This is a genomic window from Paenibacillus sp. NRS-1760, from assembly GCF_050467785.1.
Classification (GTDB): domain Bacteria; phylum Bacillota; class Bacilli; order Paenibacillales; family Paenibacillaceae; genus Pristimantibacillus.
This window is the reverse complement of sequence record NZ_JBITPK010000021.1, coordinates 727171-745873: the sequence shown is the minus strand read 5'-3', so window position 1 is coordinate 745873 and position 18703 is coordinate 727171. Positions and strand designations below refer to the sequence as shown.

Below are 18703 nucleotides of genomic sequence, written 5' to 3'. Positions count from 1 at the left end.
TAATGAAACATTACCATATTGCCGTATTGCCTGGAGACGGGATTGGGCCGGAGGTTACGGCAGAAGCCGTCAAGGTATTGGATGCCGCTCAGAAAAAATATGGCTTCACTTTAAACTATGAATCACTTGATGCTGGTGCCGAGCGATTCCAGCGGACAGGTGTGACCATGCCTGACTCCCAATATGAGATTTGCAAGCAGGCTGATGCCATTCTGATGGGGGCAATTGGGCTTCCGGAAGCAAGACATCCGGACGGTCGAGAAGTGAACGGAGATGTTATCTTCCGCCTCCGATTTGGATTAGATCTCTACGCAGGGGTACGGCCTGTCACTTTGTATGAAGGAGTCACCAGTCCTTTGCGAGATGTATCCAAGGGAATCGATTATGTTATTGTTCGGGAAAATGTTGAGGGGCTCTATGCCTCGCGAACCGGAGGCTGTAATGTCCGCGGAGAGGTTGCTACAGATACCATTATTATGACTCGAACGGGTGTATCCAAGATTACAAGGTTCGCCTTCGAGCTCGCCAAGAAGCGATCAGGCCGGCCTACCGACGGGAAGTCAATCGTTACCTGTGTTGACAAAGCGAATGTTCTTAGCTCTTATGCTTTCTTCCGAAGTGTATATGATGAAATTGCTGAACAATATCCTGGTGTCGCCAAGGATTATGCGTACGTTGATGCCATGACACTGTACCAGGTGCTGAGTCCTCACCATTATGATGTAGTTGTAGCGGAGAACATGTTTGCGGATATCATCTCTGACCTCTCATCCGCGACAATTGGAGGACTCGGCATGGCTCCCTCGGGCGATATAGGTGATGAGCACGCACTGTTCCAACCCTCACATGGTTCGGCCCCGACAATTGCAGGGAGAAATCTGGCCAATCCAATCGCAACGATTCTATCTGGCTCCATGATGCTCGAGTGGCTGTCAGATCGACATCAGGATGATAGATTGAAGGAGGCGGCCCAAGGCATCGATCAAGCGGTTAGGGCTGTATTGCGTCAGCAACACATTCGCACAGCAGATATTGGCGGTACATCCTCGACCTCTCAGGTAGGCGACGCAGTAGCAGCAGCCTTGCAGAGTGAGGTGTAGTGGCATGACGAAGACAGGCCTAATAATTGGAGCAGGGCATTACGCTGATATTCAACTTGAGGCTTGGCAGAAGGTACAGGGTGCACGAATTGCCGCTGTGCTGAGTCTTACGATGGAGAATGCCAAGAAGCTTGCTGATAAATACGGGCTGCGAGCTTACGATGATTGGGAGACGGCCATTCAAGAGATCGAGCCTGACTTTATTGATATTTGTACACCGCCGGATTCTCATTTCTATTACACCCGATTAACAGCAGATTTAGGGCTTCCTGTTCTCTGTCAGAAGCCGCTTGCCCCTACCCTGCAGGAAGCTGAGGAGCTTGTCGCCTATTGTGAACAACGAGGCGTGCCGCTGATGATTAACGAAAATTGGCGTTGGCAGGCTTGGTACAGAGAGATAAAGTCGATGATGGATGCAGGTTTGCTGGGCAAGGTCTATTCTGCCTATATGGCCATGCGTCCGGGAGATGGTTGGGGCGATAACCCTTATCCGGTACAACCCTATTTCAAGGAGATGGAGAAATTCCTCATCTTCGAAACTGGCGTTCATTATATAGATACTTATCGCTACCTGTTAGGGGAGATTGACAGCTTATATTGTCAGGTGCGAACACTTAACCCTGTTATAAAGGGCGAAGACATGGCTGTCATCCATTTCAATTTCTCCGATGGTGCAGTGGGACTGTATGATGCGAATCGGGTCACTTACATGGAGGAGGTTCGTTGTCCGACCTACGGTTATATGACGTTAGAAGGCACAGAAGGCAAGCTTAGATTGACTGAAGACGGAACAATCTATTATACGCCACGCGGCGGTGAGGAAAGAAGGCATGCGTATACTATTCCTTCCGAAGGCTGGAAGGGAGGCTGTACAATCGCAACACAGCAGCATTTTGTTCATATTCTGCGAGAGGGCGGCTCCTTCGAAACGGAAGGAAGGAATTACCTTACGACGGTTAAGGCGGTATATGCTTGCTATGAATCGGCCTCTTCGAATAAGGTGGTTCAGCTCGGGTAAACAGGAAACAAACAAGCTGCCCCTTCAGGGGCAGCTTGGAATTATGGAGGTAGATTTGAAAGACATATCTCCTCCGACATAGCTTATAATTAGAAGTCCGTTCCCACCAAGCTGGTCATGTCCGCGATATAAACCCGGCGGGTGCCATCTACAAAGCCATTGAATACAAGATGCTTATAATCTGGGGTCCAAGCAGGGTGAGGATCTACGCGAAGCGCATTGGTAACCTCTGTTCCCGGATTGGAGACATTAATTCGAACGATAGTTGCTTCACTTCCCGACTGCAGATCAATGAAACGAAGAGGTACCGTTCCATCGCCGAAGGCTACTTTCTCTTGCTCATAGGAATCCGTTACGATATGCAGTCCATTCGGATGGACTGTCGGGTGGCCGGAGCCGGGAATCGAATCAATTATCTTCTTCATATTGGATCCATCCGCATCCACTTGGACCAAAGCTAGCTGCTTGTCGCCATCGAGACACAGATTCATGGAGAGTCTCTGCCCATCAGGGAACCAATTAATATGGTGACCTCCCTTTCTCCATTGCTCAGGACCTACGGCAACAAGAATATCGCTGCCATCCGTATTCATGGTGACTACCCAGAAGCTCAAGCCATCTGCTATCCGATTCCACGGCTGCTCAAGATCGGTATGGAACCATCTCATAGTGAATAGAATGCGGTCGCCCTGTGGGTTGAATTTGCAATGGAAGCCATAACATTCGCCATGCTTGTATAATTCCTTATCGATTGCAGGTTCAGCACGGTCAAATACATCCTTAATTGAAACCAACAGCGTCCTCTCTCCCGTTTCTGCATGTAAGGAATATAGACCATCATCTTCTTGGAATCCGAAGTTTCTTGGTATGTGCTCATCTGGAACAACGATACCGTAACCGTACTGTGTGCGTCGCATCCTCTTGAGACATGCGGATATAATCGTCTTGCCATCCGGAGAAATTCTATAGATACTCCCCTTCATTATTTTCTTATCCCCGGTATGCGGGTTCAGACGTACGCATAGCTCTTGCCAGGTCTCTGTGTCTACATCGTTATAATAGATGAAATTGTCGTCAGGACCCCAGTTAATGTTAGCTCCGAGCTGTGTCTCCCAGCCACATGTTTCGGCGACAATTCGTTCCTCCGCCGTATGTAGGTCAACAAGCACAATATGAGCCGCTTCTCCAGGCTCAGGCAGACGATGCTCTTGCGGCAGCTGTAGTAAAGCAACATAACGCCCTGAAGGACTGACTGGCGAGGTATCAAAAAATCGATGGAAGCAGCCATTTGTTTTTGGTGTGATACACCTCACTGGAACAAGCGGATCAAAATCAGTGTAAGACGGGAAGTTTTTGCTAATGTTCATTAATGCTCACTCCTATCAACAATATACAATCTTATTACGGATACAACCTGTTTATAGTTTATCTGCATGAAGGGGGGGAAGTCTTTGTTTGGAGCATAGCTGCATTTATCTGTATGAAGGAATTTTGTTTGTGGAATGGAGGCTCATGCATTGCACAAGTTCGAGGTAGAGATGATTTGGGCATCGAGGTACGACTACGACAAGGGCAAGCGGCTGGCCATGCACGCACATGAATATTACCAGATTATTTATTTGATAGATGGAGATATTGCTTTTTCTTACGGAAATGAGCAACATCCGTTGACACGAGGGGATTGTGTGTTCATTTCTCCCGCAGTGGCTCATGGCTTTATTTCGCATAATCAATCCGCTACCAAGACGTTGGATGTCAAGTTCCGATTGCGCAGCACCAGGTTAACCGCAATGATGGACTCGATCAAAGTCCTGCATACGAAGGTGCCCAAGGAAATTGTCATTTTGCTGGAACAGATCAAATATGAGGGAACGCATCAACAGCCTTTTTTTCGCGAAATGGCCTGCTTGAGTCTATTGAAGATATTGTATCTGCTTCATAGACAATCTAACGGAGCGAAGTCATTCGTAAAGAGTCATGTACTTGGTACCGATGTATTGCCCTTGCAGGGAGAGAGAATGACAGTGGCTGAACGGACAAGTGATTATATCAAGCGTCATTATTCGAGTGAGCTGCGAGTGGCGGATATGGCGAACCGCATTGGGTTCAACAAAAATTACATGGGGCAAATGTTCAAGCGAGTATACGGCCACTCGATCTCTGAACATATCAAAGAGATTCGAATCGGGAAAGCGAAGGAATTAATGGCCTACACGGAAATAACGCTTAAAGAAATAGCGTCTGAGGTCGGGTTTAAAAATATTCATCATTTTAATCGTGTATTTAAGCAGGTTGAAGGAATCAGCCCTGGGCAATGGAAGCAGAAAGAAATACTGGGTATACGCAAGCATATTAGGTTTTGATTCGAGCACTTATGGATGATGCCAAAGGAGCGGTATGATGGATAAAGTATGGTCAGCAAGCTGGATAATGGATAAGGCTTTTGAAGGGTTGTCCGTTCCTGTCAATCTGTTTCATAAAGAGCGAAGCAAGCCCGCTGCTATGGAGCACAGGGAGGATCTCACCAATCGTCACTTGTTAGTAAGAAAGACGTTCGAGCTGAACAAGAGTATGAAGCGAGCTGTGCTGGATATAACAGCTGATGATTATTATAAGGTGTATATGAATGGTCAACTGGTAGGCCAAGGACCAGCCCAGTCTACATCGGATCATTACTATTATAATAGCTATGATGTGACGGAGCTGCTTCGGTCCGGTGAAAATGTAATCGCTGTTCATGTCTATTATCATGGATTAATATGCAGAGCTTACAACAGTGCTGATTATCGGCAGGGGATGATTGCGGAGCTGCAGATCGATGATAAGGTGATCGTGCATACGGATTCAACTTGGAAGTGCTGGAATACAGAAGAATATGGTCGCGGTGAAGTTTTGGGGTATGATACCCAATTCGGGGAGCCTCTTGATCTGCGCCTCAAGCAACCGAAATGGAAAACCAGTGAATTTGACGACTCTGGGTGGGAACAGGCTACTGTCCATCCCTCCACCGATCATGTGCTGTATCTGCAGCCTACCCCGCCTGTATCCGTATATGAGAAGTTTCCTGAACGAATAACAGAGGTAGTAGCGGGTCATTATCGAATTGACTTTGGTGAAGAAGTGACGGGGCAAGTGAAGTTTACTGCAAAAGGACAGGCTGGAGATCGGATAGAGGTGCGATGCGGGGAGGAGCTTCAGTACGATGGTGCTGTACGTTATGAGATGCGATGTAATTGTACGTATCAAGAGGTATGCACCTTATCGGGTGAAGTTGACGAGTTTGAGTTTTTCGATTACAAGGCTTTCCGCTACGTAGAGCTGATGGTTCATGAACCGGGCATACACCTTGATCTGTCCAGCCTTACAGCAATCGTTAGGCACTATCCCATGAAGGAGGAGGCTTGTGTATTCGAATCCTCCAACCCGTTGCTGAACAGCATTTGGTCAATCTGTCGCAATGGGGTTAAATACGGTTCACAAGAGGGGTACGTGGACTGTCCTTCGCGTGAGAAAGGTCAATACTTGGGAGACAATACGATTATAGCTCCATCCCAAGCCTACTTGAGCGGCGATCTTAGGTTATACCGAAAGGCGCTGCTAGACTATGTGCTTCTCTCCTCTAAGGTTTGCCCTGGTCTAATGGCTGTTGCGCCCGGACATTACATGCAGGAAATTGCTGATTTCTCCTTGCAATGGCCGATGCAGCTGTTAAGGTACTACAAGATGAGCGGCGATATCCAGTTCCTTCGCGAGATGCATCCGCATGTCATGGCTTTATTACATCATTTCGCATCCTATCAAAGGAGTGACGGACTCCTGGAGCTGGTTACGGACAAATGGAATTTGGTGGATTGGCCAGAGAGGCTGCGGGATGGGTATGATTTTGATCTAAGAAAGCCGGTTGGTGACGGCTGTCATAATGTGTTGAACGCCTTTTACTATGGAGCACGAGTGGCGGAGGCGGAAATTAGCGGCATTCTCGGTGAATGTGCAGATAAACAGAAGCTGGCACGCTTGCGTCAAGCCTATATCGAAGTCTTCTATAATCGGAAAACCGGTTTATTCGTGGATGCAGAAGGTTCGAGGCACTCCTCTTTACATTCGAATGCGTTGGCGTTGCTATTCGGACTCGTACCTGAACAAGGGCAGCAACCCATTATTGAGCTTATACGGGAGAAGCGCCTAGCTTGCGGCGTATACATGGCATATTTTGTCTTGAAAGCTCTCGCGGCCGCAGGCGAACACGATCTTGCTTACGATTTGATCACTTCCTCGGATGAGAATTCCTGGGCAACTATGATCAAGGAAGGCGCCACCACCTGCTTCGAGAGCTGGTCTAAGGAGCATAAGTGGAATACGAGCTTGTGTCATCCGTGGGCCAGTGCTCCGATATTGATTCTTATTGAAGATATCATCGGGCTGTCTCCGGCAGAGCCGGGCTGGACGAAGGTGGAATTCGACCCGAAAGTTCCGCATTCGCTTGATGCAATTAAGTTGGAATTTGAAACTGCAGCAGGCCGAATTTCGCTGAATTACAATCATAGAAGATGGCAAGTTAATGTACCTGTCGGGATACAAGTAGTGGAACGATGAGTGGTGAAATGGCGAAAACTAATAAATTTATAGAAAGTCATTAACATATTCGTATATCTACAATGACGGGAGGGGTTACAATGGTACAATCCAGCGAATAAGGGGTGAAGGGTTATGATGAAAGGGACAAAAGGCAATACGACCTATTATCGACTTTATATAGACGGACAATGGACAGATTCGGCCTCCGGGCGACTAACCGAGGTGCTGAATCCCGCAAATGAAGAGGTGATCGCGTTTGTAAGCGACGCCGATCCTGAGGATGTGAAGAGGGCGCTGGTTTCTTCGGAGAAAGCGCAGCTGACCTGGAAGCTGCTTCCTGCGGTGGAGCGGGCTCGATATATGATAAAGCTAGTGGAGAAAATCAAGGAAGAGCGAGAGCTTTTCGCCCGACTGCTTGTGCTTGAGCAAGGCAAGACGTACCGCGAGGCGCTTGGTGAAGTTGATGATACGATGGCCTATTTGCAGTATGCGGCGGAATCTGCGACTCGATTGAAGGGCGATGTGCTGCCTTCGAACCGGCAAGGCGAGATGCTGATGATTCAGAAGGTACCGTATGGCGTCACCATAGGCTTGTGCGCCTGGAATTATCCGCTTGCGCTTATCGGACGCAAGCTTGGACCGGCGCTTGTGACCGGGAACACCATGATTATTAAGCCGCATGAGCTTACACCGGTTGCCTCTGCCGAGCTGTTCCGTCTTATTGACGAGGTCGGCTTCCCGCCCGGGGTAGCCAATTTGGTAACGGGAACAGGTGTTGAGGTTGGTCAGCAGTTGGTGAGCAGTTCCATTACGAAGCTGGTGACGGTGACCGGCAGTGTCAGAGCAGGGCAGGCGATCTATAAGGCAGCGGCGGACAACATAACGGCCTTATCTCTGGAGCTAGGCGGCAAGGCGCCGTTCATTGTGCTGGAGGACGCGGATATTGATCAAGCGGTGGAAGCAGCGGTAGGTGCGCGGTTCGCAAATTGCGGACAGGTGTGCATCTGCAATGAGATGGTGCTTGTGCACGAGAGTATTGCGAATGAATTTACCGAGAAGCTGCTGGAACGCGTCAAGTCGGTTAAGATCGGCGATCCGTTCGACGAGTCAGTGACGATGGGGCCCAAGGCGAACGGTCGAGATTTGGATAAGATTGACGCGATTGTGCAGGAGACGGTTCGCCAAGGCGCTACAATCGCAGCGGGAGGGAAGCGCCCGACGGGCAGCGGGTTTGAGAAGGGCTATTGGTACGAGCCAACGGTATTAACGAATGTCACGCCTAGTATGGCTGCAGCGAAAGAAGAGATTTTTGGTCCGGTATTGCCGATTGTGCGAATCGCAAGCTTCGAGGAAGCGGTTGCCATCATTCATGCAAGCGAGCTTGGTTTGTCTGCATACCTCTATACAAGTGATTACCGCAAGATGATGCATGCGATAAATGTGCTGGAGGTCGGCACAGTATTCTTGAATCAAGGCATGTCGGGCTGCATGCAGGGCTACCACAGCGGTCATAAGCTAAGCGGCATCGGCGGTGAAGATGGAGAATACGGCATTGAGGGTTATCTGCAGAAGCGGACTGTATATATGAATTATGCGTAAAGAAGGACTATTGGGGAGCAGTGGGGCTTGCAGGCAAAGCTCTGCTGCTCCTTGTTTCGTCATAATCGAAATCTTAAGATTTTTATAGTTTTACCCATCATTTGCTTAAGATATTTATGCGATATGATGATCATTCTCAGATAGAATAGAGGGGCGAATGAATCGGAATGCAATCATTTCCTGCATGTGTTGCAACCGCTGTCAAAGTACGATCGTCTCGACAGATCAGGGAGGGGATTATACGATTGCGCAAGGTGAATGGTTCCGAACATTCTGCTACTCAGTACAGGAGGGGAAACAGATTATGAAACGTTACAGTATGTTCATTCTGACAATCGCGGTATTGCTGGGAGCGTTCTCGTCGCAGGCGTATGGCATGACTTCGAAGCATTGGGCGGAACAAACGATCCAGGCCTGGGTGGAAGCTGGTTATGTAGGGGCGGCTTCAGAAGGGGTGAAAAATCCGAATCGCCATCTGTCTCGCGAGGATATGGCGAATCTGATTGAAGCCTCGGTCGGCTGGAATGCCATCGATGTTTCACAGCTAACGAATGCTGAATTAGTGTCATGGGCAAAGCAAGGGGTGGGTGTACAGCCTGAAGGTGTAGTGATCTCTGATCAGCCGAATAAGCAGGTTTCTCGGGAGGAAGCGATCCTTCTGACAGCTGCGCTGCTGGCTGAAGAGCCGACGGGAACCCAAGAGCTGGACCGGAAATTTACAGATTTGGCCGGTATGACAGTTGAAGGCAGGCAGGCTCTTGAGAAAGTATATGGGGCCGGTATATTCGTAGGCAACGGCAGCAAGCTGCGCCCGCAAGGGAAAATGACGTTCGCAGAGCTTATAACTGCACTTGAACGTGTGATGTCGAATCGATCGGGGTTGCCTGCGCTTGATTTTGAGAATGGCTCAATTCCGGGCTTCGTGACGAGTGGTGATTCAACGATAGAGGTCGTACATAACGAAGTGACTGACTCCAAGGCGCTTAAGGTCGTCTACGGAGCAGCGGACTTCCCAACCGTCAAGTTCACAGCGGCAACGGCCTGGAATTTCGGCATGAACAAGGCGCTGGCCTTCGAGGTGACGAATCCGACGGACAAGGATATTACCTTCTATCTGCGAATCGATGATGACAAGAGTGCGGATGGCGTTGCTCATTCCACTGTAAGCGCTGCCGTTGCGAAGGCGAACAGCACACAAAAGTATTTTCTCAGTATGGGCTCAGAAGCACTGGATCTAGGGATGAGGTTCCTGCCGCCTAACTCTGCTGGCAGTCAGCTCGGCTATGGCTGGGGAGAGAAGAGCCTGGATACGAGTCATATTGTTGAATTCCAGATGTGGCAAATGTATAACAAGACGGAGTCGACGCTGCTGTTCGATAATATCCGTGTGATTGGCGATCCTAATACGGATCTGAGCTACATGAATGATCTGGTGGATGGTTACGGACAATATACCGGAATGGACTGGAAGGATAAGGTGCATGCCGATCAAGATCTGATTGCGGATAAGCAGGAGGAGGCGGTTAAGCTTGCCGCTGGCCAGCCGGTGTCAACAAGCAAATACGGCGGTTGGTTAGATGGACCGAAGCTTGAGGCTACGGGACACTTCCGCGTGACGAAGCATGAGGGCAAGTGGACACTCGTTGACCCGGATGGCTATCTATTCTTCTCTAACGGGCTCGATATTGTTCGTCTGGATGATATGAATACCTGGATTTCCGGAAGAGAAAATATGTTCACCGAGTTGCCCTCCAAGGACGGAGAGCTAGGCGACCATTACACGTATACGACGATTGTAGGCACAGCTCCACTGGGACAAACGGAAGGCTGGCTGTTCAATCATTATCAAGCTAATCTGGAGCGCAAATACGGACAAGACTACGTCAATGCGTGGAAGGATATCTCTGTAGATCGCTTCAAGAGCTGGGGCTTCAGCTCGCTCGGCAACTGGTCCGATCCAGCTCTATTCTTCGGCAAAGGCGAAGAGAACCAAATGGCTTATGTAGCCAATGGCTGGTCGCATTGGGGCGAGCACGCCACGATTCCAAGCGGCGGCGGCTGGGCGCCTGTAGCCGATCCATACGATCCGGCATTCATGAACAGCGTGGACGAAATGATTGATGAGCAAATTCTGGCTTATGGTGTCAAGGATGACAAGTGGATGATCGGCGTCTACATTGACAACGAGATCGCTTGGGGCAATCCGTCTAATACGCAAAGTAAATATGCGCTCATTACGAACATTATGGCGATGGACAGCGCTTCTGCGGACAGCTACGCAAAGCGGGCGATGCTGGATTACCTGAAGGAAGAGTATAAGAACAGCATTAAGGATCTGAATGACAAGTGGGGTACGGCGCTTGCTTCGTTCGAAACGCTGGGCAAGCCGTTCCAGCCGGAGCAAATTACGGAGGGGATGCTTCCTGATTATTCGGCGATGCTAAGGCTGCTGGCGGACGAATACTTCCGTATTGTAGACAGCAAGCTGGAGAAGGCGCTTCCTAATGCTCTGTACCTCGGCTCCCGATTCGCAGAATGGGGAACAAGCATAGAGGTGCAGGAAGCGGCAGCCCAATATGTAGATGTTATCAGCTTCAATGTGTACAAGGAGGATGTGGAGGGCGAAGGCTGGATGCATCTGGAGAAGCTTGATCTCCCAACTATTATTGGCGAGTTCGCCTTCGCCTCCGATGATAGAGGGATGTTCGGTACAGGGCCTAATGCGGATACATCGGCAGCCAGTCAGCAGAACCGCGCGGAGAAGTACGTCCACTATATGGAGACTGTGCTTGAAAACCCTTATTTCGTAGGCGCCCACTGGTTCCAATATGTAGACCAGCCGCTGCTGGGACGCGCATGGGACGGCGAGAACTACAATTTAGGCTTTGTAGACGTGGCAGATGTCCCTTATGAAGCAATGGTAAAAGGGGCTAAGGAGGTTCATGCCCATGCATATGACATTAAGTTTCTTGGCAGAGGCGGATCCGGTAGCGCAGGAGATGACGCCAGCACGTGGAAGCTCTCCTTCGAAGCTTCCGAGAATCTGTCGCTGGTCTCAGCATACAAGGATGCCATGCTTCAATATGGCGCTGCAGGTGCGACTGATGGCGAGCGCGCAATGAAGGTAGCGGTAGGTAAACTGGATTCGGATTATTCCGGAGTCGAGCTTAAGCCGGCCTTGGTTTGGAATCTGGGGGGGACGCCGGCCATTACAGCCGATGTGACAAACCCGAATGCGCTTCCGATTCAGATTAGAGTGAATGTCATGGATGCTAAGGGAACCCTACGAACCTTCTACTATGCAGTAGAACCGAAGGAGTCGAAGACAATTTCGATTCAATCCTTCCAGGCTTCCGATCCGTCTTGGGGAGACAAGGAAGGGTTCTGGGGAGCAGAGGCAGCCGGTCTCGATGCCTCAAAGATCGCTTCAGTCAGCTTCTATCTATGGGAGGAGGCGCCGGAAAGCGGAGACTCTTTCATCATAGACAATCTGCAGATTTCGGAGAAGAAATAGAAGCAAGAATGTCAAACGAATCCATGAGCACTTTGTTTCCTATGGAAGCAAGTGCTCTTTTCCTCTTCTGATTTGTAGCCTGCATCTTGCCATATATTCGTAACTTCATGTAAGATCGCATCAGCAGGATGAACAGGTCTAATGGACAGGAAGGAAGGTGAGGCAGGAATGCGGTCGTTCATGAAAAGAATTTCGATTTATCGTTATATCGGGAAGTCCTTATATCGCAAGGTGCTGTTTTCCTTCTCGCTCATTATTGCTTTCATTATTTTTATCCTCGTATTTGATTTCTACACCCGGACGGCTGCTGATCTAAGATCGCAGGCTGTCGATTCTCAAGTGCGAATGACGCAGCAGTCAGCCTCGACGCTCAACGCTTATCTCGCTAATGTGAAGAGCTTCGCATGGAACTACTTCGGCGATACGGACTTTCATCAGTTTGTGCGTGGAATGGGCACGGATCCAGAAGGGCAGAGCTCCTATAGGGGGAAAATCTCTAATTTCGTTTACAATCATCCGATTGTGTCCAATGTTGTGATATCGCAGATGGACGGCTTCTCGATGAGAGTTGGCGGCATGGTCTCCACTTCTATCACGCAAGACGAGATGAAACGCTTGACTGATATTGCAGTGGAGGCGAATGGCAAAGGCACCTGGCTCTCCACCCATATGTACAGCTTCAGTCCAGATCAGCTGGATTATACCCTATCGTATGTTCAGGCTATTCGCAATATTTCATTGATCTCGCCGGGGCCGGTTATTGGAATTATGGCATACACGCTCTCCTCGGAGTCCTTGAAGCAGTGGCTGATGGAAATCGAGGGAGAGGGCACGAATCGTGCTTATATTATCGACCGGCAAGACGGCACGATCGTCTACTCCGCCATGATGAATGAGCGAGGACGTCAAATCTTGTCCGCGGAAGAGCTGAATATTACCCGTTCGGTGAGTAAAGGTCGTTATTACCGGACAAGCTCCACAGAGGATCAATTGATTGTCTTCGAGAGTCTGGGCCATACAAGCTGGCTGCTTGTCTCCGAGGTGCCGGCCCGCTTATTGACGCAATCGGTTAATGACTTGACCAAGCGGACGATGTGGATCGGCGGGTTCACATTATTGGTCTCTATGCTGCTGGCCGGTTGGATATCGTCGCGTACGATAACGCCGCTCAAAGAACTGAGCAAAGGGATGAAAGCGATTGAGAAAGGCAATTATTCCGTTACGCTGCCCATACGGACAGAGGACGAGATCGGATATTTAAGCACTTCATTTAATCGAATGACAAGGGAAATCAAACGGCTGATCAGTAAGGTGTATGAATCGGAAATTGTGAAGAAGAATGCGGAAATCAAGTCATTGCAATCTCAAATTAATCCGCACTTCCTCTATAATACGTTAGGCATAATCGACAGTATCGCCTCTGTGCATGGTGATAATCGGGTGTCGATGATCAGCAGGTCGCTGGCCAAGATGTTCAGATACAATATCAGTGGCGAAGATATATCGAATCTGGAGGCGGAATTTCAGCAGATCAGGCTGTATTTATCTATCCAGAAGATACGCTTCGACAGCCGACTGGACTATTCCATCTACTTGGAGCCAGGGCTAGAGAAGGTACCCATTCCGAAATTGCTGTTCCAGCCGCTTGTTGAGAATAGCATGAATCACGGGATCAGCCGCAGCCTGGAGGGAGGAACGGTTCGAATCGAAGCCATGCGTCTTGATGAACAAAGCCTTCAGGTGAAAATATGGAATAATGGGGCTGTTATTGATGAGGAACGCCAGAAGTGGCTTATTAGCTTATTGCATTCCGAATCTGTAGACGATGAGGGAAAAAGCAATCAGTCTTCAATCGGCTTACGGAATGTTCAGGCACGTATACGCATGTTATACGGGGCGCAGTATGGTATTTCATTCAGCAGCGAGGAGGAATATGGCACATCCTTTTGTATGACGATCAAGACCAGCTTGTCAGAGCAGGAGGGAGAGCGAGATGAATATTATCGTTCTTGATGATGAACCGATTATTCGACAAGGCATTATTCACAAGATACGTCAAACCCGATTGCCAGTAACGGTTGTCGCTGAGGGCGGTGACGGGTTCAAAGGGCTTGAGCTGATGAAGCAATGGCTCCCGGATCTGATTATTACCGATATTCAGATGCCGGGCATGGATGGTTTGACCTTTATTCGTCAAGCGACAGAGGTTGATCCGAAGGCGAAGTTCATCATTATAACCGGATTCGACCAGTTTGATTATGCGCAACAAGCAATTCGTTATGGAGTTAGCAACTACTTGGTCAAGCCGGTTGAAGATGATGAGCTGTACACGACCCTATCCACGCTGCTCGATCGGAAGGAAGCGGAGAAGCAGACCGACCAGATGATTAAAGAGCTGAAGTCGGTAGCCGAGACAAGTCAGGAAGCAGCGAAGCAGCAGGCGTTAACACAGTTTCTCCAGGAAGCGGATTTTTCAGTTGCGGTTGAGGAACTGGATAACTTGGCGGCTCATGCGAATAGCTTCACGGCCGTTGTCATTCAGCTGGAGCCATTCAAGGTTCCCCATCAATCCTTCGGCATAGAGGAGGAGGAGCTGTTATGGTTCGCCATCAAAAATATCGTGACGGAGCGGTTCCTCGCGAGCCGAATTCATGGGATACTTGTTCACCATTCGTTGCGGCGCTATGAGCTGGTATACGTGCTGGGTCTAGGACAAGGGCAGGATGCGGCGGCTGTAGCGTCTACCTTGGAGTCTATATCCTTCGGCATTCGCAAATACCTGAAGCTGAGTGTTACAATCGGCGTTGGCCTCTATCAAGTGCAAATTGCCAAGTTGCAGGAGAGCTACAGGGAAGCGAAGCAAATTGCTCGAAATGCCATCCTGCACGGCAGCAACCGTATCTATCAGTCTAATCAGGCTATGCATTACCCTCAGGAGGCTCAGCGCAAATCGTTTATCGGGAATGAAGATGGGAAGCTTCTCGGCGATTGGATTCACAAGCTCGAGACGGACAAGATTCATCGATGGATCGAACGTCGGTTAGGCGCAATTGTGCAGGATCCAGGCTCTACGTATTTGCTGGTCGAGTGGTTCTGCGTGGATTTGTACCTGTATCTCAACAAATATTTGCTTGCCAACGCTACCGATTCCAAGTGGGCGATCGGAGAATTAGCGGATTTGCAGCGAGAGCTTCAGCAATCGATGGCATGGGATGACATCGTCGAAAGAATGAAGCATCTCGTCACGAATATGATTGGATTATTATCCAAGCACAGCAGTCTAGAGGGCAAAGAAATTATGGAAGCGGTTCGCTTGTATCTGGAACGGCATTATGCCGAGCCGATTCATCTACAGCAGATTGCGGAACGATTCTTCATTCATCCGAATTACTTCTCCAAGCGCTTCAAAGAGAAGTACGGCGAATCCTTTGTTGATTATTTGAACGGGGTTCGCATGAAGGAAGCCGCAGCATTGCTGCTGGAGACAGATTTGAAAGTACGTGAAGTCAGTGAACGTGTCGGCTTCGAAGATGCGGCTTACTTCGGCAGTGTGTTCCGTAAGCGATACGGTGAAACGCCGAAGCAGTACAGAGACAGGCATCTCGTTGAATAAGCACAGCCCGGAAGGAGGTATGGACCATGAGGATGAATAATCTTGGGAGGGCGACTGTTGCGATGGTCATCATCTCTTTATCATTACTAACGGCATGCTCAAGGCAAGATGACTTGCTGCTTAATGGAGATTCGCCCCAGCACGTGGTGGAGATTATTGTTTGGGACAAGCCATATGTCGGCTCGGCAGACAAGCCTTATTATGAGCGCATGTTCAAGGAATTTGAGGAGTTGTATCCTAACATACGCGTCATACATCTGGAGGCCGCTTATCAGAAGGAGCGGGAGCAATTCATGACGGCAGTTGCCGGGGGCGAGCAGCCAGATCTGTACAATACGGCTTTTCCCGATATGGAATCCTATATGGATCAGGGCATACCGGCAGATATTACCGAGATGTGGGAGGCATACGCGGACCGTGTGAGTTTTTCGCCGATCGCTATGAATGTTGCATCGAAGGACGGGCGAATCTATGGCATTCCGAATTTTATGTATGTAACAAGCTTGCTTTATAATAAGCGATTATTCGAAGAGAGTGGCCTGAAGCCGGATGAAGCCTTTGAGAGCTGGAAATCATTCGGATTAGCGGCTCAGCAGATGACTGACAGAGCGAACAATCGTTATGGACACGCCATTCTCGGGACGGAGTGGGCGGATTGGTTCTATGAATATTATGTGTGGCAGGCAGGCGGAGACTTAACGAGCAAAAATGAGGATGGCACGGTCAAGCTGACCTTCACTTCGGAACCAGCCGTTAAGGCGCTTCAATATTTCAAGGAGCTGAGGTTTCAGTATAAGGCTACTCAACTGAATGTCCTGCAAAGTCTGGACGACAACAAAAAGGATTTTTATGCGGGCAAAGCGGCCACCATGATTACCACATCGAATTGGTTCGGCGAAATGATTGCAGCAGGCATTAATATGAAGGATATCGGCACAACGATGCTGCCTCCAGGTCCTGCTGGAGTATCACTGGCCCAAATAGGCGGAGGGATATGGATGTTGAATCCGAATGCCTCCGAGGAGAAGAGGCGGGCGGCGTTCACCTATGCAACCTTCTTCACATCCAAATATGCTGTGGAGGAGCTGCTGAAATTCCAAAAGGAGAATGGCATTATGCCGAATTTACTGTCGGTCCGTATGGATGTCGACCCCTCCTCCTATGTGGAAGGTATGCCAGCAGCACTGATTCACAATATTCAGAAAGCAGTAGATGAAAGCCGTCTCGAATATTTCCTGAAATCGAGGCTGAGCCCCTATGTTTCGAAAGCCGTACAGGAGGTGCTATTAGACGAAGAAACCGATCCCTTCGAGGTGTTGGACAAAGCCCAAGAGCTGGCACAGCGCGAGGTTGTGGACCCCTATAACAGCGAGATTACGATGAAGACGAGCGGAGCGCCCCAGTAAGGGCTCTGCTCGTTTTTTTGTTGTCTGAAGATGAACTTGGCTTTTCAACCGATTCTCTATATGTAAAAAGTACAGTTATTTTTTTGATAGATCCTTTATGATCGTCGCTACATGCAGAACGTACATCTAAATTTATGGTTTTTGGGGAAATGAGCGGTTTGACTAAAATTTAAATGTAGGTTTTACAGGCAAACTCTCTGAAAGGGGGCAGAATATTCTAAAATAACTGTAGGATGTGGAGGCCTCGTAACGACCTGCTATGCAACGACACATTCTCCGATCCATCGATCTGGAATCTGGATTCTTGAATGATCCGTTCGCCCGGCTATTGGTCGAAACTTAAGATTTTCGTATGAACAGCTTAATATATTCTTACGGTACATGAGCGCTGTCCCCTTACAATAAAAAGTGTTAAACAAAGCACATCAATCGAATGGGGGACCTCGCAATGAAAAAGAAATCAAAATGGGCATCGATCCTTACGATGACGCTCGCCGTATCACTGGTTATGTCGGCGTGCTCGGGCAACAATGGCGTCAATAACGGAAGCGGTTCTAACAACCCGATCGGCGGCGATTCGCCTTCAACACCGCCTTCAACAGATGAAGTGGTTGAGATCGTTGCATGGGACATGCCGCAGGACGGAGACCCGGCTAAGCCTTACTGGGAGCAGGTATTCAAGGATTTCGCTGACAAATATCCGAAAATTAAAGTCGAGCATGTAATGCAAACGCTGACCAAAGAAAGAGAGCAGTTCATGACAGCTGTTGTCGGCGGCGAGCAGCCGGATCTGTATGCCAATGCGTTCCCTGATATGGAGTCCTATATCGATCAAGGCATTACAGCTGATATTACAGAGCTGTGGAACAATTACGCTGAGAAGGATCAGTTCTTGCCTTCTGCAACGCAAGCAGCGACAAGAGACGGCATCATTTACGGTATTCCGAACTTCATGTACGTAACGGGTCTTGCTTACAACAAACAAATGTTTGCCGATGCTGGACTGGATGCAGCAGAAGCGCTGAAGAACTGGGAATCATTCGGCGAAGCGGCACAGAAGCTGTCGGATGCCTCAAAAAATCAATATGGCTATGCCTTGCTGGGTATGGACTGGGCTGACTGGTTCTTCGAATATTATGTATGGCAAGCAGGCGGGGATCTGACAGAGCAGCAGGAAGATGGAACGGCTAAGCTGACGTTCACGTCGGAGCCGGCTGTGCAGGCGCTTAAATACTATCAAGATCTCAAATTCAAATACAAAGCAACGCAAAAGAATGTCGTACAAAGCCTGGATGAAAACTCGAATGACTTCCATCAAGGCCGTGCAGCTTCTATGATTTCCGCTTCCAACTGGTTTGGCGCCATGGTCTCCGCGGGGATGGATATCGAGAATATTGGCTTCGCGGCATTGCCTCCTGGACCTGGCGGATCGTCTCCTGCGCAAGTAGGCGGATCAGTGTTGATCTTTAATCCGAAGGCATCGCCTGAGAAACAGCAAGCAGCGTTCACGTATGCGACTTACCTCGTGTCGAAGGAAGTACAGGATGGCTTGCTGCAGTATCAGATGGACAACGGCATCTTCCCGAATCTGCTGAACGTAAGAACCGATGTGGATGCTTCGCAATTCGTGGAGGGTATGCCTCAAGATCTGGTCGAGAATGTGCAGGCTGCAGCTGGCGAGGGTCGTCTGGAATACTTCCTGAAGGCACGTCTCAGCCCGTATGTGGTAAAAGCGGTTCAAGAAGTGCTTCTGGATGAGAAAGCTGATCCACTGGCGGTTATGCAGAAAGCTCAAGATTTGGCACAGCGTGAAGTCGTAGACAAATACAACGAAGAAATCAAAAAATAATAGCCATTGGGATTCCTCCTTCTGGGGGA

At 49.1% G+C, this 18703-nt stretch carries 11 protein-coding genes; 10 read left to right on the top strand and 1 reads right to left on the bottom strand.

Going from position 1 to position 18703, the window contains the following annotated elements:
- Positions 1-2: 2 nt before the first annotated feature.
- Both ACIFSR_RS31090 and ACIFSR_RS31085 read left to right on the top strand, forming a co-directional pair.
- The gene (locus ACIFSR_RS31090; RefSeq protein ID WP_430062718.1) at positions 3-1100 is read left to right on the top strand and encodes an isocitrate/isopropylmalate dehydrogenase family protein; all 1098 of its coding nucleotides are present in this window, start codon (positions 3-5) and stop codon (positions 1098-1100) included.
- Between the two features lie 4 nt (positions 1101-1104).
- Positions 1105-2118: a Gfo/Idh/MocA family protein gene (locus tag ACIFSR_RS31085; RefSeq protein ID WP_430062715.1), complete on the top strand. Its 1014-nt coding sequence runs from the start codon at positions 1105-1107 to the stop codon at positions 2116-2118.
- Positions 2119-2207: 89 nt separating this feature from the next.
- Here the strand turns inward: ACIFSR_RS31085 and ACIFSR_RS31080 are convergent, their stop codons facing one another.
- Entirely contained in the window at positions 2208-3485 is a 1278-nt protein-coding gene (locus ACIFSR_RS31080; RefSeq protein WP_430062712.1) for a TolB family protein, read from the bottom strand.
- 150 nt (positions 3486-3635) lie between these two features.
- On the opposite strand from ACIFSR_RS31080, the gene ACIFSR_RS31075 reads away from it, so the two are divergent.
- From ACIFSR_RS31075 to ACIFSR_RS31040, 8 genes are all read left to right on the top strand, one after another.
- On the top strand, positions 3636-4481 hold the full coding sequence (locus ACIFSR_RS31075; protein WP_430062709.1) for an AraC family transcriptional regulator: 846 nt from the start codon (positions 3636-3638) through the stop codon (positions 4479-4481).
- 37 nt (positions 4482-4518) lie between these two features.
- Complete coding sequence (locus ACIFSR_RS31070; RefSeq protein WP_430062706.1) at positions 4519-6711, top strand: family 78 glycoside hydrolase catalytic domain; 2193 nt, start codon at positions 4519-4521, stop codon at positions 6709-6711.
- 114 nt (positions 6712-6825) lie between these two features.
- Positions 6826-8292, top strand: coding sequence for an aldehyde dehydrogenase (gene aldA / locus ACIFSR_RS31065; protein ID WP_430062703.1), 1467 nt, complete (start codon positions 6826-6828; stop codon positions 8290-8292).
- 304 nt (positions 8293-8596) lie between these two features.
- Complete coding sequence (locus ACIFSR_RS31060; RefSeq protein ID WP_430062701.1) at positions 8597-11806, top strand: S-layer homology domain-containing protein; 3210 nt, start codon at positions 8597-8599, stop codon at positions 11804-11806.
- A 141-nt stretch (positions 11807-11947) separates the two neighbouring features.
- Complete coding sequence (locus ACIFSR_RS31055; protein ID WP_430062698.1) at positions 11948-13819, top strand: sensor histidine kinase; 1872 nt, start codon at positions 11948-11950, stop codon at positions 13817-13819.
- Positions 13800-15419 (top strand): helix-turn-helix domain-containing protein, encoded by a 1620-nt coding sequence (locus ACIFSR_RS31050; protein ID WP_430062695.1) that lies wholly within the window; start codon positions 13800-13802, stop codon positions 15417-15419. The genes ACIFSR_RS31055 and ACIFSR_RS31050 overlap by 20 nt, the downstream gene beginning before the upstream one ends.
- Positions 15420-15445: 26 nt before the next feature.
- Positions 15446-16825 carry an extracellular solute-binding protein gene (locus ACIFSR_RS31045; protein WP_430062692.1) on the top strand — a complete coding sequence of 460 codons (1380 nt, stop codon included), beginning with the start codon at positions 15446-15448 and terminating at the stop codon, positions 16823-16825.
- 448 nt (positions 16826-17273) lie between these two features.
- Entirely contained in the window at positions 17274-18674 is a 1401-nt protein-coding gene (locus ACIFSR_RS31040; protein ID WP_430062690.1) for an extracellular solute-binding protein, read from the top strand.
- Positions 18675-18703 lie beyond the last annotated feature (29 nt).

Excerpts from the sequence above, each read along its gene's own strand:
- ACIFSR_RS31090 (WP_430062718.1), top strand. The coding sequence starts at position 3 with ATGAAACATTACCATATTGCCGTATTGCCTGGAGACGGGATTGGGCCG.
- ACIFSR_RS31085 (WP_430062715.1), top strand. The coding sequence starts at position 1,105 with ATGACGAAGACAGGCCTAATAATTGGAGCAGGGCATTACGCTGATATT.
- ACIFSR_RS31080 (WP_430062712.1), bottom strand. The coding sequence starts at position 3,485 with ATGAACATTAGCAAAAACTTCCCGTCTTACACTGATTTTGATCCGCTT.
- ACIFSR_RS31070 (WP_430062706.1), top strand. The coding sequence starts at position 4,519 with ATGGATAAAGTATGGTCAGCAAGCTGGATAATGGATAAGGCTTTTGAA.
- aldA (WP_430062703.1), top strand. The coding sequence starts at position 6,826 with ATGATGAAAGGGACAAAAGGCAATACGACCTATTATCGACTTTATATA.
- ACIFSR_RS31060 (WP_430062701.1), top strand. The coding sequence starts at position 8,597 with ATGAAACGTTACAGTATGTTCATTCTGACAATCGCGGTATTGCTGGGA.
- ACIFSR_RS31055 (WP_430062698.1), top strand. The coding sequence starts at position 11,948 with ATGGACAGGAAGGAAGGTGAGGCAGGAATGCGGTCGTTCATGAAAAGA.
- ACIFSR_RS31050 (WP_430062695.1), top strand. The coding sequence starts at position 13,800 with ATGAATATTATCGTTCTTGATGATGAACCGATTATTCGACAAGGCATT.
- ACIFSR_RS31045 (WP_430062692.1), top strand. The coding sequence starts at position 15,446 with ATGAGGATGAATAATCTTGGGAGGGCGACTGTTGCGATGGTCATCATC.
- ACIFSR_RS31040 (WP_430062690.1), top strand. The coding sequence starts at position 17,274 with ATGAAAAAGAAATCAAAATGGGCATCGATCCTTACGATGACGCTCGCC.